Consider the following 22,947-nt stretch of genomic DNA (forward strand, 5'->3'; position numbering starts at 1 on the left):
GGGCAAGACCCTGGCCGGCTGCCCCTACAGCCTGGACCTGCCGGCCGTGGACGAAGGCCCGGCCGCCGCCGCCCCGGCTGGCGACGGTCACTGACAGGCCCCCACATCCTGCTAGACTGGCGCCATCGCCCGGCCTGCCGGGTGCCTTTTTTCCAGAGATGTCAGAAGACGACAGTAGTAGCTCCTTCGTGGAGCACAGTGAAAAGAAGCGCGGCTGGCTTGAACGCCTGACGTCCGCTTTTTCCGGCGAACCCCACACCCGCGACGAGCTGGTGGCGGTCCTGCACACCGCGCAGGAAGATGGGCTGATCGCCGCCGATACCCTGCGCATGATGGAAGGCGCCATTTCGGTCGCCGAGCTGACCGTGGGCGATGTGATGATCTCGCGCTCGCAGATGGTCTCGTTGCCGGTGGAAGCGCCCTTCCTGGAACTGATGAAGCAGGTGGTCGAGTCGGGCCATTCGCGCTTCCCGGTGCACGGCGACAACAAGGACGACATCCTCGGCGTGCTGCTGGCCAAGGACCTGCTGCGCGGCGTCGTCGCCGACCACGGGCCGGCCAACGTGCGCGAGCTGCTGCGCCCGGCGGTGCTGATCCCCGAGGCCAAGAAGCTCAACGTGCTGCTCAAGGAGTTCCGGCTGTCGCGCAACCACATGGCGATCGTGGTGGATGAGTACGGTGGTGTCGCCGGCCTGGTCACCATCGAGGACGTGCTGGAACAGATCGTCGGCGAGATCGACGACGAGCATGACGAAGCCGAGGATCACACCGCCCAGATCGCCATCCAGGCCGACGGCCAGTACGTGGTCGATGCGCTGACGGCGATCGAGGATTTCAACGAGCGTTTCGGCGCCACCTTCCCCGACGACGACTACGACACCATCGGCGGGCTGGTCACCGAGGCGATCGGCCACCTGCCCGAGACCGGCGACGAACTCAGCCTGGACCGCTTCGTGTTCCGGGTGGCGCGCGCCGATGCGCGCCGCGTCCAGGCCTTCCACGTGACCGTGCTGCCGGCGGACACGGACAACGAGGATTGATCCACGCCATGCGGCCCCTGCTGAATCGGTGGCCGTCGTGCCGCCTGTTGTTCCTGTCGTGGATGGTGGTCCTGGCCAGCCTGGCGATGCCGGCGCTGGCCCAACAGGCGGCCGCCCCCGTGCCGCCGCCCGCCGTGGCCGCCGCGCCGGTCGAGGCGGCCCCCGCCCCGCAGATCGGCGTGCTCACCATGCAGCCGGGCGAGGTGTTCTTCGAGCGGTTCGGCCATGACGCGCTGGTGGTGGTGGACCCGGTCACCGGCGTGGCCACCTCCTACAACTTCGGCTACTTCGACCCGGAAGAGTCCGACTTCATCGGCCGCTTCGTCCGCGGGGAGATGATGTATTACCTGGTGGCGCTGCCGCTGGACGAGGACCTGGCCTACTACCGCCGCACCGGCCGTGGCGCCAGCATCCAGTGGCTGGACCTGGCCCCGGCGCAGGCACGGGCACTGGCGGCCGGGTTGGCCGAACGCGCCAAGCCGGAAAACGCGCGCTACCACTACGATTACTACACCGCCAACTGCGCCACGATGGTGCGCGACACCATCGACCGCGCCCTCGGTGGCGGCCTGCACTCGCAGCTGTCCGGGCGCTCGCGCGGCAACACCTACCGCAGCGAATCGGTGCGGCTGGCCTCGCCGTCGCCGTGGATGTGGCTGGGCTTCGACATCGGCCTGGGGCCGTTCGCCGACCAGCCGCTGTCACGCTGGCAGGAGGCCTTCGTGCCGATGCGCCTGGCCGATGCGCTGCGCCAGGCCCGCAACAGCCAGGGCCAGCCGCTGGTGATGGCCGAGACCGTGCTGCTGGACCACCACATCGCCGCCGAGCCCAAGGAAGCGGCGCGCCAGTGGTGGCCGTGGCTGCTGTGCGGCCTGCTGGCCGCGGCCGGCGTGTTCGCGCTGCGCCAGCGCCGCCGCCTGCTGGGTGGCCTGGCCCTGCCGCTGTGGCTGTTCTGCGGCATCGCTGGCGCGCTGCTGACCTATCTGTGGGGCTTCAGCGCGCACCAGGCCGCGTGGGCCAACCGCAACCTGCTGGTGCTGTCGCCGTTGTGCCTGCTGCTGGTGCCCGGCGCGATCACCCTGCTGCGCGAGCGCACCCCGCGCGCGTGGTTCGGCGTGCTGCTGTGGGCGGTGGCGCTGCTGGCGTCGCTGGGCCTGGTACTGCACTGGCTGAGCCTGCAGGCGCAGGTCAACCTGCAATGGATCGTGCTGCTGCTGCCGGTGCACCTGGCCCTGGCCTGGGTGCTGGGCCGTCGTGACCGCTCCGTCACGGACCGCTGACGCACGATATCGCCCATGGAAAGCACCACCGCCACCCCCAACCCGCCGTGCGTCATCAACTGCGTTCACTACGATGACCAGGGCAAGCGCCACGACATCAGCCTGGACGCGATCAGCGATGTGATCGAGAGCGGCAACGGCTTTGTCTGGGTCGGCCTGTACGAGCCGGCCGACAGCGTGCTGCTGAAGCTGCAGGAAGAGTTCTGCCTGCACTCGCTGGCCATCGAAGATGCGCGCAACGCCCACCAGCGGCCCAAGGTGGAGGCCTACGGCAATTCGCTGTTCGTGGTGGTCACCACCGCGCAGATGGTGGACGAGCGCATCGCGTACGGGGAAACCCACGCCTTCCTCGGGCCGCGCTTCCTGGTCACGGTGCGGCATGGCGCCTCGCTGTCCTATGCCGCGCCGCGCGCCCGGGTGGAGCGCGAGCCGGAGCTGCTGCGCACCATGGGCCCGTCGTATTGCCTGTATGCGGTGCTGGATTTCGTGGTGGACAACTACCTGCCCATCACCCAGCGCTACCGCGACACGCTGGAACTGCTGGAGAAGGACATCTTCTCGGACAGTTACAAGCGCCAGACCGTGGTGCGCCTGTACGAGCTCAAGCGCGAGCTCAACAAGATGCGCATGGCCGTGGCGCCGCTGCAGGACATGCTGGCGCAGATCAAGCGCTACCAGGGCGACCTGGTGCCCGATGAGGTCAAGCTGTACCTGCGCGACGTGCATGACCACGCGGTGCGGATCAGCGATGTGATCGACACCCTGCGCGAGATGCTGGGCACCGCGTTGAACGTGAACCTGTCGCTGGTGACGCTCGCCCAGGGCGAGACGGTCAAGCGCCTCGGTGCCTGGGCCGCGCTGCTGGCCGCGCCCACGCTGATCACCAGCTGGTATGGCATGAACTTCACCCACATGCCCGAGCTTGACCAGCCGTGGTCCTACCCGGCGATGATCGTCGGCGTGGGCGCGGTCTGCGTGGGGTTGTACCGGTTGTTCAAGCGGGTGCGGTGGCTTTGATCGGTATCTGATCGGGGGGGGGTAGTGCCGGCCGCTGGCCGGCTCCCCGTGATGCCCGACAGCATCGCGTACATCCGGGATTGCCTGGAGCCGGCCAGCGGCCGGCACTACCTGGTCGGTGACGGCCGTGCGTTGGCTCAGGCCACGTAGACCGTCTTGATGTTCATGAACTCATGGATGCCGTGGTCGGCCAGCTCGCGGCCGAAGCCGGAGCGCTTGCTGCCGCCGAACGGCAGCCGCGCATCGCTCTTGACGATGGCGTTGACGAACGCCGCCCCGCATTCCAGCTGCTGGGCAATCTTCTCCGCGCGTACGGCATCGCCGCTCCACACGCTGCCGCCGAGGCCGAAGGTGGTGTCGTTGGCCACGCGCAGCGCGTCGGCATCGTCGCGCACGCGCAGGATCGCGGCCGCCGGGCCGAACAGTTCCTCTTCGTAGGCCGGCATGCCCGGGCCCACGTTGTCCAGGATCGTGGCCGGGTACCCGGCATGGGTGCCGGCCACGGGCTCGCCGCCGAGCAGCAGCGTGGCGCCTTTGGCGATGCTGGCCTGCACCTGCTTGTGCAGCTCGTCGCGCAGGTCGGCACGGGCCATCGGCGCCAGGGTGGTGGCCGCGTCCTGCGGGTCGCCGTAGACGCGCTGGGCGGCGGCGGCCACGAACTTCTCCACGAAGGCATCGGCGATGGCATCCACCACGATGAAGCGCTTGGCGGCGATGCAGGTCTGGCCACTGTTGTCGAAGCGCGACTTCACCGCCGCGGCCACGGTCTTGTCCAGGTCGGCGTCCTCGAGCACCACGAAGGCATCGCTGCCGCCGAGCTCCATGACGCATTTCTTGAGCTGGTCGCCGGCGTTGGCGGCGATCGAGCGGCCCGCGCGCTCGCTGCCGGTGAGCGTCACGGCCTTGACCCGCTTGTCGCGCAGCACCTCGGCGGCCTGGTCATTGTCGATGTGCAGCACGTCGAACACGCCCTCGGGCAGGCCGCCATCGCGGCACACCGCGCCGATGAGGTCGGCGCACTGGGGCACGTTGCTGGCATGCTTGAGCAGGGCCACGTTGCCGGCCATGAAGGCCGGTGCAAGGAAGCGGAACACCTGCCAGATGGGGAAGTTCCACGGCATCACCGCGAACACGCAGCCGATCGGTTCATAGCGCACGTAGCTGCGCTGGGCCTCGGTATCGATCAGCTGCGGCTTGAGGTAGTCGGCGGCATGGTCGGCATAGAACTCGCAGGCCTGCGCGCACTTTTCCACCTCGGCCAGGGCCTCTGCCTTGAGCTTGCCCATCTCACTGGTCATCGCCTGCTGGATATCGTCCTGGCGCGCGCGCAACTGGGCGGCGATGCCGCGCAGGATGCCGCCCCGCGCCTGCAGGCTGCGCCCGGCCCAGGCCGGGAAGGCGGCGGCGGCGGCGGCCAGGCGCTGTTCGATCTGCGCCGCATCGAGCAGCTCGTGGCGGTAGGTCACCTGGCCGGTGGCGGGGTTGACGATTTCGACGGTCATCGCAGTGCTCCGAAAGACAGGCCCCCAGTGTGCGCCGGGGCCTGTGAGCCGGATGTTGCCGGATCTGTCGGCAAGCCGGTTGCGGGTGCGACACGGGGTCGCGGACGCGGGCGTGGGTGGGTTGGAGACCCGACCTACCCTTTGTCCTGCAACGCCATCTGCATGTCGCGCTGGCGCCGCTTCTCGCCGCGCGCGGTGATGAACCAGCCCACCACCGCCGCCAGCGACACCGCCAGCACCATCAGCGTGGCCAACGCGTTGATCTCCGGCTTGATGCCCATCCGCACCGAGGCGAACACCTTCATCGGCAGCGTGGTCGAATTGGGCCCGGCCACGAAACTGGCGATCACCACGTCATCCAGCGACAGCGTAAAGGCCAGCAACCACCCCGCCACCAGCGCCGGGGCGATGATCGGCAGCGTGATCTGCATGAATACCTTCAGCCGCCCCGCGCCCAGGTCCATCGCCGCCTCTTCCAGCGACCGGTCCAGCTCCTGCAGCCGCGAGGACACCACCACCGTCACAAAGGACAGCGTAAAGGTCACGTGCGCGATCCAGATGCTGGTCACCCCGCGCGCCGGGAAGCCCGGGATCCCGCCCATCGCCACCAGCAGCGTCATCAGCGAGAACCCGAGGATCACTTCCGGCATCACCAGCGGGGCGGTGATCAACGCGCCGAACACCGTCTTGCCCGGGAAGCGCTTGAACCGCGTCATCACCATCGCCGCCATCGTGCCCAGCACCGTGGACGCACAGGCCGTCCAGAAGGCCACTTTCAGGCTGATCCACAATGCCTCCAGGATCTGCCGGTTGTGGAACAGCTCCCCGTACCAGCGCGTGGAAAAGCCCGACCACACCGTGGCCAGCTTGGACTCGTTGAACGAGTAGATCATCAACAACAGGATCGGCAGGTACAGGAAGCCGAAGCCCAGCCCCAGCACCGACCACCCCATCCAGCGGCTGCCGCGCACCATGCTCATGCCAGCTTCCCTTCCAGCTCGCGCTGCTGGACCCGGTTGAACAGCAGGATCGGCACCAGCAGCAACAGCAGCATCACGATCGCCACCGCCGAGGCCGTGGGCCAGTCGCGGTTGTTGAAGAACTCGCCCCACAGTACGCGCCCGATCATCAGCGTGTCCGGGCCACCCAGCATCTCCGGGATCACGAACTCGCCCACCGCCGGGATCATCACCAGCATGCAGCCGGCGATGATGCCCGTGCGCGACAACGGCAGGGTGATGCGCAGGAACGCCTGCCAGGGCCGCGCGCCGAGGTCGTAGGCCGCCTCCAGCAGCCGGTTGTCCAGCTTGACCAGGTTGGCGTACAGCGGCAGCACCATGAACGGCAGGTAGCAGTACACGATGCCGATGTAGGCCGCGGTCGGCGTGTACAGGATCTGCAGCGGCGCATCGATCAGGCCGATCTTCAGCAGCAGCTGGTTGAGCAGCCCGTTGCGGTCCAGGATGCCGATCCAGGCATACACGCGGATCAGGAACGAAGTCCACGACGGCAGCACCACCAGCATCATCGCCACGTTGCGCGCGGCCGGGGACATCCGCGAGATCACATAGGCCATCGGGTAGCCGATCAGCAGCGTGAACGCCGTGGCGATCAGCGCGATCTTGATCGAGCTCAGGTAGGCCAGCACGTACTGGCTGTCAGACACCAGCGCGGCGTAGTTGCCCAGGCTCAGCTTGAGCGAGAACGCCCCGTCCACGTACTCCAGCAGCCAGGTGTAGGGCGGCGACCCCACCTGGGTGCGCGCAAAGGAGATCATCAGGATGATCGCGAACGGCACCGCGAAGAACAGCAGCAGCCACAGGTACGGGGCGGCGATCACCCCGCCGCGGGTGCCAGGGAGCCAGCGCTTCCAGCCGGTGGCGGTCATGAGGTGAGCACCACGCCGTCGTTGTCGCGCCAGCACACCCACACCGTATCGCCCCAGGTCAGCCCATCGCTGGCCCAGCGCTGCGAATTGGCGAAGTTGGACAGCACCTTGGCCCCGCTGGGCAGGCGCACGTGGTACACCGAGTGGCTGCCGAAATAGGCGATCTCCTCGATCACCCCCTGCGCCTTGTTGGTGTCCCCGGCCGGCTCGTCCTTGCCGATCATCACCTTCTCCGGGCGCAGCGCGAAGGCCACCGGCTGGCCTTCGTAGCCGGTGATGCCGTGGGCCACGTAGATCGGCGCGGGGAACAGCGGCGTGCGCACGGTGACGTACTCGGGCAGGTCCTCGTCGATCACCCCGTCAAACAGGTTCACCGAGCCGATGAACTCGGCCACGAAACGGTTGGCCGGCTGCTCGTAGATTTCATCGGGCTTGCCCACCTGCTGGATCCAGCCGGCGTCCATCACCGCGATGCGGGTGGCCATGGTCATGGCCTCTTCCTGGTCGTGGGTGACCATCACGCAGGTGACCCCGGAGGTCTCGATGATGTTGACCAGCTCCAGCTGCATCTGCGAGCGCAGCTTCTTGTCCAGCGCGCCCATCGGCTCATCCAGCAGCAGCAGCTTGGGCCCCTTGGCCAGCGACCGCGCCAGCGCCACGCGCTGCTGCTGGCCACCGGACAACTGGTGCGGCTTGCGCTTGGCCAGCCGGCCCAGCTGCACCAGCTCCAGCATCTCGCCCACGCGGGCGCGGATGGCCTCCTTGGCCAGCCCGTCCTGCTTCAGCCCGAACGCGATGTTCTGCTCCACGGTCATGTGCGGGAACAGCGCATAGGACTGGAACATCATGTTGATCGGCCGCTGGTAGGGCGGCAGCTCGTTGATGCGCTGGCCATCCAGCTCGATGCTGCCCTTGGTGGGCGTTTCAAACCCGCCCAGGCAGCGCAGCAGCGTGGACTTGCCGCTGCCCGAGCCGCCGAGCAGGGCGAAGATCTCGCCCTTGCGCACGTCCAGGCTGACATCGTCGAGGGCGACGAAGCCGTCGAATTCCTTGCGCAGCGCGCGGATGGACAGATAGCCCGGCTCGAGGACCGGCACGACCTCGCCTTCCGGCTTGGCATCAAATGGCATGGGGAGCGGCTCCAGGCGCGGCAGCAGGACGGGGGGAGGATCGCATTTTACCGGTGGTGGCCGCGTCATGCTGCCCCGCCGGGGAAACGGAGCGGCCCAGGCGGGCACGTGCCCTGCCCGCCCGGAAAGCAGGACGCCGGCGCGGGGCCGGCGTCGTGCGGGGGCAGGCCGGTGCGCTCAGCGCCCGGTCTTCACCTCGGTCCACAGCCGGGTGTAGAGCTTGTCCACCTCCGGGGTGTTGATCGAGTAGGTGAACATCTTCGCGGCCACGTCGGCCGGCGGGTAGATGGTGGGGTCGGTGCGGATCGCCTCGTCCACCAGCGGCGTGGCCGCGGTCACCGGGTTGGCGTAGTGGATGAAGTTGGTGTTGGCCGCCGCCACCTTCGGCTCCAGCAGGTGGTTGATGAAGGCGTAGGCGGCCTCCGGGTGCTTGGCATCCTTGGGAATGGCCAGCATGTCAAACCACTGCGGGGCGCCCTCGCGCGGAATCGAGTAGGCCACGGTCACCCCGTTGTTGGCCTCGGCGGCGCGGTCGCGGGCCTGGATGATGTCACCCGACCAGCCCACCACCAGGCAGGTGCCGCCATTGGCGAGCGACCCCACGTACTGGGAGGAGTGGAAGTTCTGCACGTACGGGCGGATGCTCTTGAGCAGCGCGGCCGCTTTTTCCAGCGTGGCCGGATCCTGGGTGTGCGGGTCTTCGCCCAGGTAATGCAGGGCGATGGGGATCATGTCCGACGGGGTGTCGAGGATGGTGATCCCGCAGTCCTTCATCTTGGCGATGTTTTCCGGCTTGAACACCAGGTCCCAGCTGTTGGCGATGTCGGTGCTGCCGCCAAAGCGCTGCTTGAGCATGTCCACGTTGTAGCCGATGCCGGTGGTGCCGATCATGTACGGCACGCCGTAGGCATTGCCCGGATCCTGCTGGGCGATGCGCTTCATCACCTCCGGGTCCAGGTTGGCCAGGTTGGGGATCCTGGCCTTGTCCAGCGGCAGGAACACGCCCGCCTTGATCTGGCGGCCGAAGAAGTTCAGCGTCGGCACGACCACGTCGTAGCCGCTGTTGCCGGCCAGCAGCTTGGTCTCGACCATCTCATCGCTGTCGAACACATCGTAGGTCACCTTGATGCCGGTGGCCTTCTCGAAGGCGGGGATGGTGTCTTCGGCGATGTAATCGCTGTAGTTGTAGACGTTCAGCACCTTGCTGTCGTCTTCCTGCTTGGCGCCGCCACAGGCGCTGAGCACGGATACGGCAATGCCGAGGGTGAGGATTCGCAGCTTCATCGGACTCTCCACAGGTCAGGTGCGAGGTGGGGGAACCGGCCAGACCGGCACAACGGCTGCCAGCCTAACGGGCATCCCCGCATTTTCCCAGCACATGGCCCTCACGGCCATGCCGGATCTGGCGGCGGGGCCGCTCAGACGTTGAGCAGCAGGAACTCGCGCTCCCACGAGCTGATCACGCGGAAGAAGGTCTCATACTCCTTGCGCTTGACCGAGACATAGGCCCGGCAGAAGCGTTCGCCCAGCATCTCGCGCAGTTCCGGGCAGCCTTCCAGCCCGTCCAGCGCCTCGCCCAGCGAGCGCGGCAGGTCGTAGCCCAGCTCCTTGGCGCTGCCGCTGATCGGCGCGGTGGGGCTGCCCTGCTCGCGGATACCCAGCAGGCCGGCGGCCAGGGTGGCGGCCATGGCAAGGTAGGGATTGGCGTCCGAGCCGGCAAAGCGGCTCTCCACGCGCATGTTCTCCGGGGTGTCCAGCGGCACCCGCAGCCCGCAGGTGCGGTTGTCGAAACCCCAGTGCACGTTGCTCGGGGAGACCTCGCCGAAGACCAGGCGGCGGTAGGAATTGACGTTGGGCGCGAAGAAGGCCATCGCCATCGGCACGTACTTCTGCAGGCCCGCCAGGTAATGGCCGAACAGCGGGCTGAAATCCTCCCCGCCATGCTCGCCACTGAACACATTGTGGCCGTCGCTGATCCGCAGCAGGCTCTGGTGGATGTGCATCGCGCTGCCGGGCTCGTTCTCCATCGGCTTGGCCAGGAAGGTGGCATACACCCCGTGGCGCATCGCCGACTCGCGCATGGTGCGCTTGAACAGGAACACCTGGTCGGCCAGGTCCATCGCGTTGGCATGGGTGAAGTTGACCTCCAGCTGCGCCGCGCCGGACTCGTGGATCAGCGTATCCACGTCCAGCTTCATCGCATCGCAGTAGTCGTACATCAAATCCAGGATCGGATCGAACTCGTTGACCGCATCGATGGAGTAGGACTGGCGCGCGGTCTCCGGGCGGCCGGAGCGGCCGGCTGGCGGCAGCAGCGGGAAGTCCGGGTCGGTGTTCTTCTGGACCAGGAAGAACTCCAGCTCCGGTGCCACCACCGGGCGCAGGCCCAGCTCGGCATAGGCGTCCAGCACCCGCCGCAGCACGTTGCGCGGGGCCAGCTCGTGCGGCTCGCCGTGCTTGGTGTAGCAGTCGTGGATCACCTGCGCGGTGGGATCGGTGGCCCAGGGCACCATGCGCACGGTGTCCGGGTCCGGCCGCAGGATCATGTCCGAGTCCGACGGTGAGGTCAGCTCGTAATAGTCGTCCGGAAAGTCACCGGTGACGGTGGTGGCGAAAATGCCCTCGGGCAACCGCGTGCCGTAGTCGTGCGAGAACTTGTCGGCCGGGATGATCTTGCCACGCGCATTGCCGGTGATGTCCGGCACCAGGCACTCCACCTCGGTGATGCGCCGCTCCTTGAGCCAGCGCAGCAGCGCGCTCTCCTCGGGCACGGGCGGCGACGCGGCACGGCGCGAGGGCGTGGCCGCTTTGCGCGACGGGGAGGCAGCTTTGCGCGAACGCGTTCGGGTGGTCATGACCGGTCTGCTTTGCGGGAGTAGCGGCGACAAGCATCGCCGAAGGCTTGGAAAATGCGGTGATGGAACGCGATCTCGGCCGCGCGCCATTCCGGATGCCACTGTACCCCGAGCACGAAGGCATGCGCGTGGCTGCGCGCCGCTTCCACCAGCCCATCCCCGGCGCGGGCTTCCACCTGCAAGCCGGCGGCGAGGCGATCGATGCCCTGCCCGTGCACGGAGTTGACCTGGATCGCCCGGGCGCCGGCCCAATCGGCCAGCCAGCCCCCGGCCTCCAGCTGCACCGCATGCGCCGGCCCGTATTGCTGCTCCACCGGGGCCTCGGGGTCTTCCCGGTGGTCAAAGAAGCCAGGCACCGCGTGCACCCGCGCGTGCAGCGTGCCGCCCAGGGCCACGTTCAATTCCTGGAAGCCGCGGCAGATGGCCAGCACCGGCATGTCACGCGCCAGCGCCTGGTGCAGCAGCGCGAAGGCATTGGCATCGCGCGCGGGGTCGTGCGGGTTGCCGGGCCAGCTTGCATCGCCACCGTAATGGTGCGGCTCGATGTTGCTCACCGCACCGGTCAGCAGCAGGCCGTCCAGCCGGTCCAGCCACGCCGACGGCGGCAGCGGCGGCTGCAGGCTGGGCAACAGCACCGGGGTGAGACCGGCGACCTCGGCCAGCGCGCGCACGTACTTTTCGCCCGCCACCGCGAAGCGATGGTGGCCCAGCAGCCTGCTGTCGGTGGGCAGCCCCACCCAGGGAAGCGCGACCATGCGCCATGCTCGGATGACCTGCGGCCACGGTATCCCCGCGCGGGCGACGGGCGCAACCGCGCCCCTCACGGCACCGCTGCCGGCGCTGGCCCAGACTGTCGGCTGTCGTCCTGCGCCCGGTTGCTGGCATGCTGTCGCCATGAAGGTTGTTCGCCCTCCCCCGTCCCACCCCGCGCCATGAGCCGCGCCGACCCGGACCACGTGGCCAGCTGGTACGCCGACAGCGTGCCCGCGCAGCCGCTGCGCCCGGCGCTGGCCGGTGACTGCCACGCCGATGTGTGCGTGCTGGGCGCCGGCTACACCGGCCTGTCGGCCGCGCTGTCACTGGCCGAACGCGGCTACCGCGTGGTGGTGCTGGAAGCCCGGCGCGTGGGCTGGGGCGCCTCCGGGCGCAACGGTGGCCAGGCCATCGTCGGCTACGGCTGCGAGGTGGACATGCTGGAGCGGCTGGTCGGCCACGCCGATGCGCGCGTGCTGTTCGATTTCTCGCGCGATGGCATGGCCCTGCTGAAACATCGGCTGGCGCACTACGCCATCCACTGCGACTGGCGCGACGGCCACGCCAGCGTGCCGATCAATGCCCGCCAGGAACGCGGCCTGCGCGCCGGGCTGGTGGAGCTGGCGCAGCGCTACGACTACCCGCTGCAGTGGTGGGACCGCCAGCAGCTGGGCCAGCACCTGGCCAGCCCGCGCTATTGCGGGGCGATGTTCGACGCGGCCAGCGGCCACCTGCACCCGCTGGCCTATGCCCAGGGCCTGGCGCGCGCGGCCGAGGGCCTGGGGGTGACCGTGCACGAGCAGTCGCCGGTACTGGCCCTGGCGCGCGGCCCGCGCCCGCAACTGCGCACGGCCCACGGCCGGGTGAGCGCGGAGCACGTGGTGATCGCCGGCAACGCCTGGCTGCAGGGCATCGCCCCGGAGCTGGAATCGCGGATCATGCCGGTGGGCACCTACATCGGCGCCACGCCGCCACTGGGTGCCGAACGGGCACGCGCGTTGATCCGCAATGACATGGCCGTGGCCGATGTGAGCTGGGCGCTGGATTACTTCCGCCTGAGCGCCGACCACCGGCTGCTGTTTGGCGGGCGCGCCAGCTACTCCGCCCTGCCCCCGCCCGGCCTGCGCGGGGTGATGACGCGGCGGATGCACGCGGTGTTTCCGCAGTTGAAGGACGTGGCGATGGAACAGGCCTGGGGCGGCTACGTGGACATCACCCGCAACCGCGCCCCGCACTGGGGCCGGCTCACCCCGAACGTGTACTTCGCGCAGGGCTTCTCCGGCCATGGCGTGGCCGCCACCGGGTTGGCCGGCGCGGTGATCGCCGAGGCCATTGCCGGGCAGTCGCAACGGCTGGACGTCTTCGAGCGGATTGCGCATCGCCCCTTCCCGGGCGGCCGGCTGCTGCGCACGCCGCTGCTGGTGGCGGCGATGTCCTGGTACAAGTTGCGGGATGTGTTGTGGTGAAGCCTTAGCCCTTCCGGGGCGGCGGCGGTGGATTGTGCGGCGGCACCGGCCTGCCACTGCGGGTCGGTGGATTGGCGTTATCGAACACCGATCGCCTTGCGGGCGGTGGTGGGTTGGAGCCTTTACGCAGGTTCGACATTTTCATCTCCTTCTACTGGAAAAACCTCGACCCATCGGACATCGCTTGCATGGATGAGTATGTCTCCGTGTACTCCTCCCTTGCACCCGAACAGGCACTCCAGTGCCGCAATGAATAATGCAACGAATCCTATAATTCGGCTGCTCGATTGCACAACCATGTACGGGAAGATACCTTCCCTGCGCAGGATTCTCTGTATCCAGAAAAACTGATCAGAGAGGGAATGGAGCGGACGCGTGCGTAGGGCATGGTGGAAAGATGGGCTTCGACTGAGCCTGCACATCCGTCCCGACGGAATTGCAATTTCAGTACTGTATGCCCTCGCCTGCTGGGGAACCCGGAAGTTCTCCCTGGACCAGTTCTATCTTCCCGCTGGGGTCCGGGTTGCGGCATTGATCCTGTGCCCGCCGCGACTCTGGCCCTATCTTGTCCTGGGCGAATACGGCTACTTCGCACAGATGCGCTACCCCATGGTCAACGTCTACGGTCTGCCGTGGGTAATCCTCGGCTCGATCTTCCTGATGCCGACCGTCATGGCGATATTCTGGCTACAGCGCCGGCTGGTGGAAGCCGCCGTGGGGGTCGGGCTGCTGTGTGTGGCCGCCGCGGCAGCGACGGTGACCAGCATCTGCAATGTCATGTGGTCGCACCTCCTGTGGCCGACCACCCCGGAGATAGCGTTTCACACCAGCGTCGGACGCATGGCCCTCGGCGACTTCCTGGGCATCCTGACCATAGCCGCCATTGCACTCCTGTGGAAAACACGGCATACCGAGCTCCAGTGGACTACCCGCCAGCTTGCCTCCAGCATCACCGCACTGGTGCTTATGGCGCTGCTCGGGGTGTCGTCCATATTGGCCCCGGCAGAAACTGAAGCGACCAGGGCCGGCCTTCTGTTGCTGCTGGCATTGCCAGCCACCGCACTCACCTGCATGCACGGCTGGCGCGGTGCAGCGATCGGCGTTCCGGTCCTGAACATTATCGTGCACCTGACGACGCCCTCGACAGGGCTTCCAACGTTCTTCGATCCAGGCACGTTTGCCACGCAACAAAGCGTGGCGGTGGTAAGTATCGCGCTGTTCGCACTCGGCTCCAGCATCAGCTACCACCATCGTCGGTACAAAGCGCATGCCGACCAGGATCGGTCCGCGATGGAGCATGCAAGGGCTTCCCATATTTCCAGCGAACGAGAACATCGCGAACGTGCGCACGATCTCCGGAAAATCGGCGACGGGATGGAGGTCTCGTTTGGCGAGGTCGTGAGTTGGCTGAAATTCCATGGCCACCACGCGACGGCCACCCACTTACTCCATGCATCAGCCGCCCACTCACGGCAGTTCCGCGAGCAGGCCAGCATGATCTACCCCACGTCGCTGGAGCAGGTCGGGCTCTACCTTGCTTTGCAGACCGGTGGCATACGCCAGGTATGGGAAGCCACCAACCGCATGGCTCGCCCGCGCCTGATCGGTGACCCGTGCCAGCTCAGCCTCGGCCTGCAGCTGGCCGCCTATCGAGCGCTCACCGAAACGGTCACGTTGTTCCTGCAGAATGAGGACGGCCAACTGTGCGTGCAGGCACGATGTGGCCGATTCGGGCGACAACGTGGGATCGTTCTGACCGTGGCGTTCCTTGAACCCAGCAGATGCGTCTCCCCGACCACGGCGGATGTGGCATGCGAGCGCCTGGCAGGACGGCTGACCGCCTACGGGGGAAGCCTTGACTGCAGGCGTCACCGCATACGAATTGCCCTTTCGGAAACCTCGCCCGCTGCCGCCAACCGGCGAGCTGCCGGCACTGGGGCCGGCCCCGCATGATCCATCTGCACCGCGCGCCTAAAGTTGCTCCTGCAACCGCCGCTATATCTGCCGACCCACTCGAATTCGAGCGAACGCCACATGCCGGCTTTGTTTCAGGGCGCCTTCGACGGCGACCCCGGTGACGCCCTGCCCCAGCGGATCCTGCTGGTGGAAAACTCGCGCACGTTCACCAGCATGCTGGGTGAGGCGATCGAACAGCGGCTGGAGCTGCCGGTGTCGGTGGCCACCAGCCTGGCCGAGGCCGGGCGCCTGCTCGACCAGGAACAGGGGTGGTTCCTGGTGCTGACCGGGCTGGTGCTGGCCGATGGCGACCGCGACAAGGTGGTGGAGTTCTTCGTCTCGCGTGGGCTGCCCACGGTGGTGGTGAGCGGGGTCTATGACGAGGACCTGCGCAAGCGCGTGCTGCAGCAGCAGATCATCGACTACGTGCTGAAGAACACCCCCGGCAGCGTGGATTACCTGGTGTGGCTGGTGCAGCGGCTGGAGCGCAACCGGCGCATCGCCGCGCTGGTGGTGGACGACTCGATGTCCGCGCGGATGTACGCGGCCTCGCTGCTGCGCATGTATGGCCACACCGTTTATGAAGCGCCCGACGGCGCGGCCGGCCTGAAGGCCATCGAGGCGCACCCGGCTATCCGCCTGGCCGTGGTGGACCAGGAGATGCCCGGCATGGAGGGCGTGGAGTTCACCCGCCGCCTGCGCACGCTGCGCTCGCGCGACAAGGTGGCGGTGATCGGGATCTCCGGCAATACCGACCCCTCGCTGATCCCGCGCTTCCTGAAGAACGGCGCCAACGACTTCCTGCGCAAGCCGTTCTCGCGCGAGGAGTTTTTCTGCCGGGTCTCGCAGAACGTGGACCAGCTGGAGCTGATCGGCACGCTGCAGGACCTGGCCACGCGTGATTTCCTCACCGGCCTGCCGAACCGGCGCTGCTTCCTGGAGCAGAGCCAGCGCCAGTTGCCGCAGCTGCAGCTGAGCGGCGAGCAGGTGGCGGTGGCGATGATCGACATCGACCACTTCAAGCACATCAACGATACCTACGGCCACGAGGCGGGCGATGACGCGCTGCGCGCGGTGGCCGCCGCCGTGGCCGGGCATGCGCGCGACCATGACCTGATCGCGCGGTTCGGCGGCGAGGAGTTCTGCCTGCTGGTGCCCGGGCTGGAGGAGGACGAGGCGCGCGGCTACTTCGAACTGCTGCGCCAGCGCATCGCCGCGCTGGAGGTGAAACTGGGCGAGGTGACCCTGCGGATGACCGTGAGCATCGGGCTGTGCTGCCTGCGCCCCCAGCGTGATTCGCTGCACCGGCTGATCTCCGAGGCCGACCGCCAGCTGTACCTGGCCAAGGCCGCCGGCCGCAACCAGGTGAGCTGCACCAGCGTGGCCAGCGCCGTGCTGGAACCTGCGTTGGTGCCTTGATCGAGATCAACGCGGCGCTGTCGCGATCAACCTAGAGTCGTTCCCGTTGAACATCACAGGGAACGCACCATGGCACTTCTGGTCTGGCAGGACGACCTGAACATCGGCATCGACGTCATCGACCACCAGCACATGCGGATCGTGGAGATGCTCAACCACCTGCACGTGGCGCAGTCGAGCCTGCAGCGGCTGGCGGTGGCCGAAGTGATCGACGAACTGGTGGACTACACCATGTCCCACTTCGCCTTCGAAGAGGAACTGATGGAGGAAGCCGGCTATCCGTTCTGCGCGGCGCACAAGCGCGTGCATGAGATCTTCATCAAGCGCGTGGCCGAGTACCGCCTGCGCTTCCAGGCCGGCGAGGACATCAGCGACGAGCTGCGCACCATGCTCTCGCGCTGGCTGTTCAACCACATCCGCGGCGACGACAAGGCCTATGCGCCGCAGGTGAAGCTGCATTTGAACCAGTTCGCCCGCGAGCACCAGCAGGGCGGCTGGCTGGGGCGCACGCTCAAGCGCTTCTTCGGCTGACCGCCGCGCGCCGGCCCATGGCCAGCAGCGCCAGGATGGTGACCAGCGCGGTCAGGCACAGGTAGTAGCCCACCGCCAGCAGGCCGAAGCGTTCGGCCAGCCAGGTGGCCACGTAGGGCGCGGGCGCGGCCCCAAGGATGCCGGCCAGGTTGAAGGACAGCGAGGCGCCGGTATAGCGCACCTGGACCGGATAGATCTCGGCCAGGAACGTGCCGCACGGGCCGTAGGTGAGCCCCATCAGGAACAGGCCCAGCGACAGGAAGGCCAGCACCATCCACGGGCTGCCCGGCTGGAACAGCGGGGCGAACACCACCCCGAACGCCAGGATCAGGCCGCTGGCCACGATCATCGTGCGCCGCGTGCCCCAGCGGTCGCCATAGCGTGCCGAGAGCGGGATGCCGAGCGCGAAGAACAGGATGCCCACCATCTGCATGAGCAGGAACTGCTCGCGGCTGTAGTGCAGCACCGTGGTGCCATAGCCGAGGGTGAACACGGTCATCAGGTAGAACAGCACGAAGGTGGCGAACGCGCCGAGCGTGCCCAGCAGCAGGGTGATCGCATGCTCGCTGACCACCGTCAGCATCGGCAGCCTGACCCGCTCGTTGCGGTCCAGCGCGGCCTGGAAGGCCGGGGTCTCGTGGATGTTCAGGCGCACCCACAGGCCCAGCGCCACCAGCAGCGAGCTGGCCAGGAACGGCACGCGCCAGCCCCACTGCAGGAAGTCCGCATCGCTCATGGCCCGGCCCAGCAGCAGGAAGATGCCGGCCGACAGCAGGAAGCCCAGCGGCGCGCCCAGCTGCGGGAACATGCCATACCAGGCGCGCTTGCCCGGCGGTGCGTTCTCGGTGGCCAGCAGCACCGCCCCACCCCATTCCCCGCCCAGGCCCAGGCCCTGGCCAAACCGGCACAGGGCCAGCAGGGCCGGTGCCAGGATGCCGATGCTGGCGTGGGTGGGCAGCAGGCCGATCATCACCGTGGATACGCCCATGGTGAGCAGGGCCGCCACCAGCGTGGCCTTGCGCCCGATCCGGTCGCCGTAGTGGCCGAACACCGCCGAGCCGATCGGCCGGGCGATGAAGGCCACCGCGAACGTCGCCAGCGACTGCAGCATCGCCGCGCCGTCGCTGCTCTCGGGGAAGAACAGGTGCGGGAACACCAGCACCGCGGCGGTGGCGTAGATGTAGAAGTCGAAGAACTCGATGGTGGTGCCGATCAGGCTGGCCAGCAGGATGCGGCGGGGCGAGTTGGTGGCGGCTACGGCAGGGGTCGACATCGGGCGCGGAAATAAAGGCAGCTGCCGGATTCTGCCACGGCCCCTGCCCGGCGCGGGCGATGGTTGCAGACGTGACCGTCAGGCTGTGACCGCGGCCGCAGCCGGCGCACGGCGGCGGAACTCCCGGGGCGGATGGCGGTCAGAGCAGGTCGATCACGTCAGGATGGACAGGGAATGCCGTCATCGATGAAGTCTCCGCCGGCCCCGCGCTGGAGCCGGCCGTGTGCGGTGGCCGTGGTGATCGCGGTGCACGGGCTGCTGCTGCAGGTGCTGCTGGCCCCTGCCCCGGTCGCCGACAGCGACACCGAACGCCAGCGGCTGGTGGTGCGATGGCTGCCGCGTGCCGAACCGGCGGCGGCGCCCCTATCGGCCGCCGTGCCGGCGCGCCTGCCCGCCGCGCGCCCTGCGGTGCCGCGGCCCCCGCCGCCCGCAGCGCTGCGCCTCACCGACGACGCGCCGCCGCCCGTTCCGGGACCGCCGGCAGCGGCGCTGGACCTGCGCGTGCCCGGCGCGGGGCCCGGTCAGGATGGCGTGGACGGGGCCACCTTCGTGGCACCGGTGATCGGCCGGCGCGAGGTGCATGCCGCGTTCGCACCGGCGCCACGCCGCTTCCGGATGAAGCGCGGGCTGACCCCCGCGCAGTTGGTGCAGGGTGTCGCCCAGGCGCTGCAGCTGTGGCCGCCGGGCTACGTGGTCGATCCCTGCCGGCTGAACACCGCGCAGGTGGATTATTTCCAGAACGCGGTGGACGAGCGCGACCGCGACCTGCTGCGCGCGGCGCTGGTCAGCCAGCGCCAGGCGTGTTGATCGCGCTCACTCGCCCAGGTGGATCCAGGTGGCCTTGAGCTCGGTGTACTTGTCGAAGGCATGCAGCGACTTGTCGCGGCCGATCCCGGACTGCTTGTAGCCGCCGAACGGAGCGGTCATGTCCCCGCCATCCCACTGGTTGACCCAGACGCTGCCGGCACGCAGCTGGCGCGCCACCCGGTGGGCGCGGCCGAGGTCGCGCGTCCACAGGCCCGCCGCCAGGCCGTAGCTGGAATCGTTGGCCAGGCGCAGCGCGTCCGCTTCGTGGTCGAAGCCCAGCACCGCCAGTACCGGGCCGAAGATCTCTTCGCGGGCGATGGCATGGCCGGCATCGACCTCATCGAACACGGTCGGCTGCACGTAGCTGCCGCCGGCCACCACCTCCACCTGCTTGCCGCCCAGCAGCAGCCGCGCGCCATCGGCCTGGCCGCGATTGATGTGGGCCAGCACGTGCTCGGCATGGGCCGCATCGACCAGCGCGCCCATCGGTGCGTCGGGGTCGAAGGGATGGCCGGGCTGCATGCGCCGCGCATGGGCCAGCACCCGGGTCACGAATTCTTCCTGGATGGGGCGCTGCACCAGCAACCGCGAGGCGGCCGTGCAGACCTCGCCCTGGTTGTAGAAGATGCCGGTCGCCGCAGCCTGCGCGGCCTTGTCCAGGTCCGGCGCGTCGGCAAACACCAGGTTGGGGCTCTTGCCGCCGCACTCCAGCCAGGTGCGCTTGAGGTTGGACAGACCGGCGCACTGCATGAGGCGGCGGCCCACGGCGGTGGAGCCGGTGAAGGCCAGCGCGTCCACGTCCATGTGCAGCGCCAGTGGCTCGCCGGCCCGCTGGCCGTCACCGGGCAACACGTTGAACACGCCGTCGGGAATGCCGGCCTCGGCCACCAGCGCGGCCAGGCGGATGGCACTCAGCGGCGAGCGCTCGGACGGCTTGAGGATCAGCGAATTGCCCGCCGCCAGCGCCGGGGCGATCTTCCAGCACGCCATCAGCAGCGGGAAGTTCCACGGCACGATCGCCGCCACCACGCCGACCGGCTCGCGGCTGACCAGCCCCAAGGTGTCCAGCGCAGTCGGGGCGATCTCGCCGTACACCTTGTCGATCGCCTCGGCGGTCCAGCGCAGGCAGCGCACCGCCCCGGGCAGGTCACCCTGGCGGGCATCGCGCACCGGCTTGCCCATGTCCAGGCTTTCCAGCAGGGCCAGTTCATCGGCGTGCTGCTCCACCAGGTCGGCCAGGCGCAGCAGCACCTGCTTGCGCTGCACCGGCGCGGCGCGCGACCAGTGGCCGGCGTCGAAGGCACGGCGGGCAGCGGCCACCGCGCGTTCCACGTCGGCGGCCGTGCAGTCGGCCACCTGGGCCAGCACGCGGCCATCGATCGGGCTGATGCAGGCAAAGCGCGCGCCGTGCGCCGCATCGACGTAGCGGCCATCGATGAAGGCCTGGCCCTGGATAGCCAGCGCATCGGCCTGGGCCTGCCAGGCTTCGCGGGTCCGGACAACGGTCATGGGGGTCTCCTGGACGGGGGTCGGCCTTCTTTATACGCAGCGCCCCCGCGCCGCGCCGTGATGCATCTGCGATAAAGTCGTGACCATCCGGTCTGCCTGCGGAGTTGCCGATGCGCCGTGCCGAAAGCCCGTTGTCGAGCCTGTCCCAGCAACGCCCCGCGTCGATGGACGCGTTCTGGATGCCGTTCAGCGCCAACCGCCAGTACAAGGCCGCGCCGCGCCTGCTGGTGCGCGCCGAGGGCATGTACTACCACGACGTGGACGACCGCCCGATCCTCGACGGCGCGGCCGGGCTGTGGTGCTGCAACGCCGGCCATGCCCGCCCACGCATCGTGCAGGCCATCCAGGCGCAGGCGGCCATGCTGGATTTCGCCCCGCCCTTCCAGATGGGCACGCCGCTGCCGTTCGTGCTGGCCGAGCGCCTGGCCGCGCTCGCGCCCGGCCCGCTCAACCACGTGTTCTTCAGCAACTCCGGCTCGGAGGCGGTGGATACGGCGATGAAGATCGTGCTGGGCTACCACCGCCTGCGCGGCCAGGCCCAGCGCACCCGCTTCATCGGCCGCGAGAAGGCCTACCACGGGGTCGGCTTTGGCGGGCTGTCGATCGGCGGGCTGCCCAACAACCGCAAGCAGTTCGGGCCGCTGCTGGCCGGCAGCGATTTCCTGCGCCACACCCTGGACCTGGAGCGCAATGCGTTCAGCCCCGGCCTGCCGCGCCACGGCGCCGAGCTGGCCGAGGACCTGGAGCGGCTGATCGCCCTGCACGATGCCTCCACCATCGCCGCGGTGTTCGTGGAACCCATCGCCGGCTCGGCCGGGGTGATCCTGCCCGCGCCGGGCTACCTGCAGCGGTTGCGCGAAATCTGCGACCAGCACGGCATCCTGCTGGTCTTCGACGAGGTCATCACCGGCTTCGGCCGGGTCGGCCATGCGTTTGCCGCCCAGCGCTTCGGGGTCACCCCGGACCTGATGACCCTGGCCAAGGGGCTCACCAACGGCGCGGTGCCGATGGGCGCCACGCTGGTGTCCGATGCAGTGCACGCGGCCTACATGCAGGGGCCGCCCGGGGCGATCGAGCTGTTCCATGGCTATACCTATTCGGCCCATCCGCTGGCCTGCGCCGCCGCGCTGGCCACGCTGGACACCTATGCCGAGGACCACCTGTTCGAGCGCGCCACCGAGCTGGGCGAGTACTGGCAATCGGCGCTGCACAGCCTGCGCGGGCTGCCGCACGTGATCGACATCCGCAATTTCGGGCTGGTCGGGGCGGTGGAGCTGGCCCCGCGCAAGGACGCCCCCGGCGCGCGCGGGTACGAGGTATTCGAGCGCTGCTTCCGCGATGGCAGCCTGCTGGTGCGCTGCACCGGTGACGTGATCGCGCTGTCGCCGCCATTGATCATCGACAAGGCGCAGATCGACCGCATCGTGGAGATCCTGGGCGACATGATCAACGCCACGGCCTGAGCGTGCATGCCGGTCGCCCTGCCTGAACCCGGCGATCGGGACGCGACTTCGCAGCCCCTCTACAATGGTCGGTCACGTTGGCTCGCGTACCGGATTGCATGGACATTGTCGTCAAAGAAGAACTCAAGGCCTACATCGATCCCCTGACCACCGACGAGCACGACGCGCTGGAGCGCAGCATCCTGGCCGAAGGCTGCCGCGATGCGCTGGTGCTGTGGGGCGAGGTGCTGGTGGATGGGCACAACCGTTTCGGCATCTGCCAGAAGCATGGGGTGCCGTTCCAGACCGTGCAGAACACGCGCTTCCAGTCGATGGACGATGTGCACCTGTGGATGATCGAGCAGCACCTGGGCCGGCGCAGCGTGTCCGATTTCCAGCGCGGCGTGCTGGCCCTGCGCAAGCGCGACATCCTGGCCGAGCGCCATCGCGCCGAACAGGCCCAGCTGCAGAAGGAAAGCGACGGCGAGATCGCCGAGGCCCTCCCCGCCGGTGACGAGGACAGCCCGCCGTGGGCGCCCGCGCCCAAGGTGAGCCGTGCCGAGATGGCGCGCGAAGCCCGCCTGAGCAGCAGCCAGGTGACGATGATCGAACGCATCCACAAGCAGGCCGCGCCGGAGCTGGTGGAAGCGGTCAAGACCGGGGTGATCTCGATCAGCGCCGCCGCCGCGGTGGCCGACCTGCCCGAAGACGAACAGCGCGCGGCCGCGGTGGCGGGCAAGGACGAGCTGAAGCAGGCGGCCAAGCGCGTGCGCGAGGCGAAGAAGAAGCCGCGCAAGCCGGTGCAGGCGGCCCTGCACAGCGCCGATGAGACGCTGGAGGTCGATCCCAGCCGCGAGGCCGAGATCGCCGATGCGCTGAACGCCCTGGGCGAGGGCCCGGCCGAACTGCGCCAGCGGGTGATCGCGCTGACGCTGGAAAACGACACCCTGCGCCAGCAACTGGCCGCGCTGCGCAGGCAGTTGGCCGACGGCTGAGGCAATGCCGGCCGCTGGCCACCGGTAGTGCCGGCCGCTGGCCGGCAACGCCATGAACCTTCGGTAGGGCGTGCGAGGTTGCCG

General features: G+C 68.4%; 19 protein-coding genes. 10 read left to right on the top strand and 9 right to left on the bottom strand.

The genetic code is table 11. The features are described from left to right. Positions 1 to 158 precede the first annotated feature (158 nt). Genes RSA25_RS12825 through RSA25_RS12835 form a run of 3 tightly spaced genes read left to right on the top strand, consistent with a single transcriptional unit; the run spans position 159 to position 3,337 of the window. On the top strand, positions 159 to 1,040 hold the full coding sequence (locus RSA25_RS12825) for a transporter associated domain-containing protein (protein WP_332809251.1): 882 nt from the start codon (positions 159 to 161) through the stop codon (positions 1,038 to 1,040). 8 nt (positions 1,041 to 1,048) lie between these two features. Further along, a complete protein-coding gene (locus RSA25_RS12830; RefSeq protein WP_332809252.1) occupies positions 1,049 to 2,320 on the top strand; it encodes a DUF4105 domain-containing protein in 1,272 nt (423 codons plus the stop codon). A gap of 15 nt (positions 2,321 to 2,335) precedes the next feature. Beyond that, a complete protein-coding gene (locus RSA25_RS12835) occupies positions 2,336 to 3,337 on the top strand; it encodes a magnesium and cobalt transport protein CorA (RefSeq protein ID WP_332809253.1) in 1,002 nt (333 codons plus the stop codon). 137 nt (positions 3,338 to 3,474) lie between these two features. Here the strand turns inward: RSA25_RS12835 and RSA25_RS12840 are convergent, their stop codons facing one another. The 7 genes from RSA25_RS12840 to RSA25_RS12870 all read right to left on the bottom strand — a co-directional run bounded on the left by RSA25_RS12840 (position 3,475) and on the right by RSA25_RS12870 (position 11,467). Further along, positions 3,475 to 4,839 (bottom strand): NAD-dependent succinate-semialdehyde dehydrogenase, encoded by a 1,365-nt coding sequence (locus RSA25_RS12840; RefSeq protein ID WP_332809254.1) that lies wholly within the window; start codon positions 4,837 to 4,839, stop codon positions 3,475 to 3,477. 134 nt (positions 4,840 to 4,973) lie between these two features. After that, a complete protein-coding gene (locus RSA25_RS12845) occupies positions 4,974 to 5,819 on the bottom strand; it encodes an ABC transporter permease subunit (RefSeq protein ID WP_332809255.1) in 846 nt (281 codons plus the stop codon). Continuing rightward, the gene (locus RSA25_RS12850; protein WP_332809256.1) at positions 5,816 to 6,727 is read right to left on the bottom strand and encodes an ABC transporter permease subunit; all 912 of its coding nucleotides are present in this window, start codon (positions 6,725 to 6,727) and stop codon (positions 5,816 to 5,818) included. Before RSA25_RS12850 ends, RSA25_RS12845 begins: the two co-directional genes overlap by 4 nt. Next, on the bottom strand, positions 6,724 to 7,857 hold the full coding sequence (gene potA, locus RSA25_RS12855) for a polyamine ABC transporter ATP-binding protein (RefSeq protein ID WP_332809257.1): 1,134 nt from the start codon (positions 7,855 to 7,857) through the stop codon (positions 6,724 to 6,726). Before potA ends, RSA25_RS12850 begins: the two co-directional genes overlap by 4 nt. A 177-nt stretch (positions 7,858 to 8,034) precedes the next feature. Next, the gene (locus tag RSA25_RS12860) at positions 8,035 to 9,141 is read right to left on the bottom strand and encodes a polyamine ABC transporter substrate-binding protein (protein ID WP_332809258.1); all 1,107 of its coding nucleotides are present in this window, start codon (positions 9,139 to 9,141) and stop codon (positions 8,035 to 8,037) included. A gap of 134 nt (positions 9,142 to 9,275) precedes the next feature. Further along, a complete protein-coding gene (locus tag RSA25_RS12865) occupies positions 9,276 to 10,712 on the bottom strand; it encodes a glutamine synthetase family protein (RefSeq protein ID WP_332809259.1) in 1,437 nt (478 codons plus the stop codon). Continuing rightward, a complete protein-coding gene (locus RSA25_RS12870; RefSeq protein ID WP_332809260.1) occupies positions 10,709 to 11,467 on the bottom strand; it encodes a gamma-glutamyl-gamma-aminobutyrate hydrolase family protein in 759 nt (252 codons plus the stop codon). Before RSA25_RS12870 ends, RSA25_RS12865 begins: the two co-directional genes overlap by 4 nt. Before the next feature lie 177 nt (positions 11,468 to 11,644). Between RSA25_RS12870 and RSA25_RS12875 the strand changes: the two genes are divergently transcribed. The 4 genes from RSA25_RS12875 to RSA25_RS12890 all read left to right on the top strand — a co-directional run bounded on the left by RSA25_RS12875 (position 11,645) and on the right by RSA25_RS12890 (position 16,837). Then, on the top strand, positions 11,645 to 12,931 hold the full coding sequence (locus tag RSA25_RS12875; RefSeq protein WP_332809261.1) for an FAD-binding oxidoreductase: 1,287 nt from the start codon (positions 11,645 to 11,647) through the stop codon (positions 12,929 to 12,931). Between the two features lie 375 nt (positions 12,932 to 13,306). Beyond that, positions 13,307 to 14,884 carry an MASE1 domain-containing protein gene (locus tag RSA25_RS12880; protein ID WP_332809262.1) on the top strand — a complete coding sequence of 526 codons (1,578 nt, stop codon included), beginning with the start codon at positions 13,307 to 13,309 and terminating at the stop codon, positions 14,882 to 14,884. An 81-nt stretch (positions 14,885 to 14,965) separates the two neighbouring features. Then, a complete protein-coding gene (locus RSA25_RS12885) occupies positions 14,966 to 16,306 on the top strand; it encodes a diguanylate cyclase (RefSeq protein WP_332809263.1) in 1,341 nt (446 codons plus the stop codon). A gap of 69 nt (positions 16,307 to 16,375) precedes the next feature. After that, the gene (locus tag RSA25_RS12890; RefSeq protein ID WP_332809264.1) at positions 16,376 to 16,837 is read left to right on the top strand and encodes a bacteriohemerythrin; all 462 of its coding nucleotides are present in this window, start codon (positions 16,376 to 16,378) and stop codon (positions 16,835 to 16,837) included. On the opposite strand, the gene RSA25_RS12895 is transcribed toward RSA25_RS12890, so the two are convergent. Further along, positions 16,818 to 18,110, bottom strand: coding sequence for an MFS transporter (locus tag RSA25_RS12895; protein ID WP_332809265.1), 1,293 nt, complete (start codon positions 18,108 to 18,110; stop codon positions 16,818 to 16,820). The two genes, RSA25_RS12890 and RSA25_RS12895, sit on opposite strands and share 20 nt — an antisense overlap. A gap of 186 nt (positions 18,111 to 18,296) precedes the next feature. Between RSA25_RS12895 and RSA25_RS12900 the strand changes: the two genes are divergently transcribed. Beyond that, positions 18,297 to 18,917, top strand: coding sequence for a hypothetical protein (locus tag RSA25_RS12900; protein WP_332809266.1), 621 nt, complete (start codon positions 18,297 to 18,299; stop codon positions 18,915 to 18,917). A gap of 6 nt (positions 18,918 to 18,923) precedes the next feature. Here the strand turns inward: RSA25_RS12900 and RSA25_RS12905 are convergent, their stop codons facing one another. Beyond that, positions 18,924 to 20,426 carry an aldehyde dehydrogenase gene (locus tag RSA25_RS12905; RefSeq protein WP_332809267.1) on the bottom strand — a complete coding sequence of 501 codons (1,503 nt, stop codon included), beginning with the start codon at positions 20,424 to 20,426 and terminating at the stop codon, positions 18,924 to 18,926. Between the two features lie 110 nt (positions 20,427 to 20,536). Here RSA25_RS12905 and RSA25_RS12910 point away from each other — a divergent pair, with 110 nt between their 5' ends. Beyond that, positions 20,537 to 21,889: an aspartate aminotransferase family protein gene (locus RSA25_RS12910; protein WP_332809268.1), complete on the top strand. Its 1,353-nt coding sequence runs from the start codon at positions 20,537 to 20,539 to the stop codon at positions 21,887 to 21,889. A 98-nt stretch (positions 21,890 to 21,987) separates the two neighbouring features. Beyond that, a complete protein-coding gene (locus tag RSA25_RS12915) occupies positions 21,988 to 22,863 on the top strand; it encodes a plasmid replication/partition related protein (protein ID WP_332809269.1) in 876 nt (291 codons plus the stop codon). Positions 22,864 to 22,947: the final 84 nt, after the last annotated feature.

Source organism: Stenotrophomonas sp. (genome assembly GCF_036662295.1).
In the GTDB taxonomy this organism is placed as follows: domain Bacteria; phylum Pseudomonadota; class Gammaproteobacteria; order Xanthomonadales; family Xanthomonadaceae; genus Stenotrophomonas.

What these genes read in the sequence shown, in the direction of transcription:
- RSA25_RS12845 (WP_332809255.1), bottom strand. Translation starts at nt 5,819, where the DNA reads ATGAGCATGGTGCGCGGCAGCCGCTGGATGGGGTGGTCGGTGCTGGGG.
- RSA25_RS12900 (WP_332809266.1), top strand. Translation starts at nt 18,297, where the DNA reads ATGAAGTCTCCGCCGGCCCCGCGCTGGAGCCGGCCGTGTGCGGTGGCC.
- RSA25_RS12835 (WP_332809253.1), top strand. Translation starts at nt 2,336, where the DNA reads ATGGAAAGCACCACCGCCACCCCCAACCCGCCGTGCGTCATCAACTGC.
- RSA25_RS12905 (WP_332809267.1), bottom strand. Translation starts at nt 20,426, where the DNA reads ATGACCGTTGTCCGGACCCGCGAAGCCTGGCAGGCCCAGGCCGATGCG.
- RSA25_RS12915 (WP_332809269.1), top strand. Translation starts at nt 21,988, where the DNA reads ATGGACATTGTCGTCAAAGAAGAACTCAAGGCCTACATCGATCCCCTG.
- RSA25_RS12850 (WP_332809256.1), bottom strand. Translation starts at nt 6,727, where the DNA reads ATGACCGCCACCGGCTGGAAGCGCTGGCTCCCTGGCACCCGCGGCGGG.
- potA (WP_332809257.1), bottom strand. Translation starts at nt 7,857, where the DNA reads ATGCCATTTGATGCCAAGCCGGAAGGCGAGGTCGTGCCGGTCCTCGAG.
- RSA25_RS12870 (WP_332809260.1), bottom strand. Translation starts at nt 11,467, where the DNA reads ATGGTCGCGCTTCCCTGGGTGGGGCTGCCCACCGACAGCAGGCTGCTG.
- RSA25_RS12865 (WP_332809259.1), bottom strand. Translation starts at nt 10,712, where the DNA reads ATGACCACCCGAACGCGTTCGCGCAAAGCTGCCTCCCCGTCGCGCAAA.
- RSA25_RS12830 (WP_332809252.1), top strand. Translation starts at nt 1,049, where the DNA reads ATGCGGCCCCTGCTGAATCGGTGGCCGTCGTGCCGCCTGTTGTTCCTG.
- RSA25_RS12860 (WP_332809258.1), bottom strand. Translation starts at nt 9,141, where the DNA reads ATGAAGCTGCGAATCCTCACCCTCGGCATTGCCGTATCCGTGCTCAGC.
- RSA25_RS12875 (WP_332809261.1), top strand. Translation starts at nt 11,645, where the DNA reads ATGAGCCGCGCCGACCCGGACCACGTGGCCAGCTGGTACGCCGACAGC.
- RSA25_RS12825 (WP_332809251.1), top strand. Translation starts at nt 159, where the DNA reads ATGTCAGAAGACGACAGTAGTAGCTCCTTCGTGGAGCACAGTGAAAAG.
- RSA25_RS12910 (WP_332809268.1), top strand. Translation starts at nt 20,537, where the DNA reads ATGCGCCGTGCCGAAAGCCCGTTGTCGAGCCTGTCCCAGCAACGCCCC.
- RSA25_RS12895 (WP_332809265.1), bottom strand. Translation starts at nt 18,110, where the DNA reads ATGTCGACCCCTGCCGTAGCCGCCACCAACTCGCCCCGCCGCATCCTG.
- RSA25_RS12840 (WP_332809254.1), bottom strand. Translation starts at nt 4,839, where the DNA reads ATGACCGTCGAAATCGTCAACCCCGCCACCGGCCAGGTGACCTACCGC.
- RSA25_RS12885 (WP_332809263.1), top strand. Translation starts at nt 14,966, where the DNA reads ATGCCGGCTTTGTTTCAGGGCGCCTTCGACGGCGACCCCGGTGACGCC.
- RSA25_RS12890 (WP_332809264.1), top strand. Translation starts at nt 16,376, where the DNA reads ATGGCACTTCTGGTCTGGCAGGACGACCTGAACATCGGCATCGACGTC.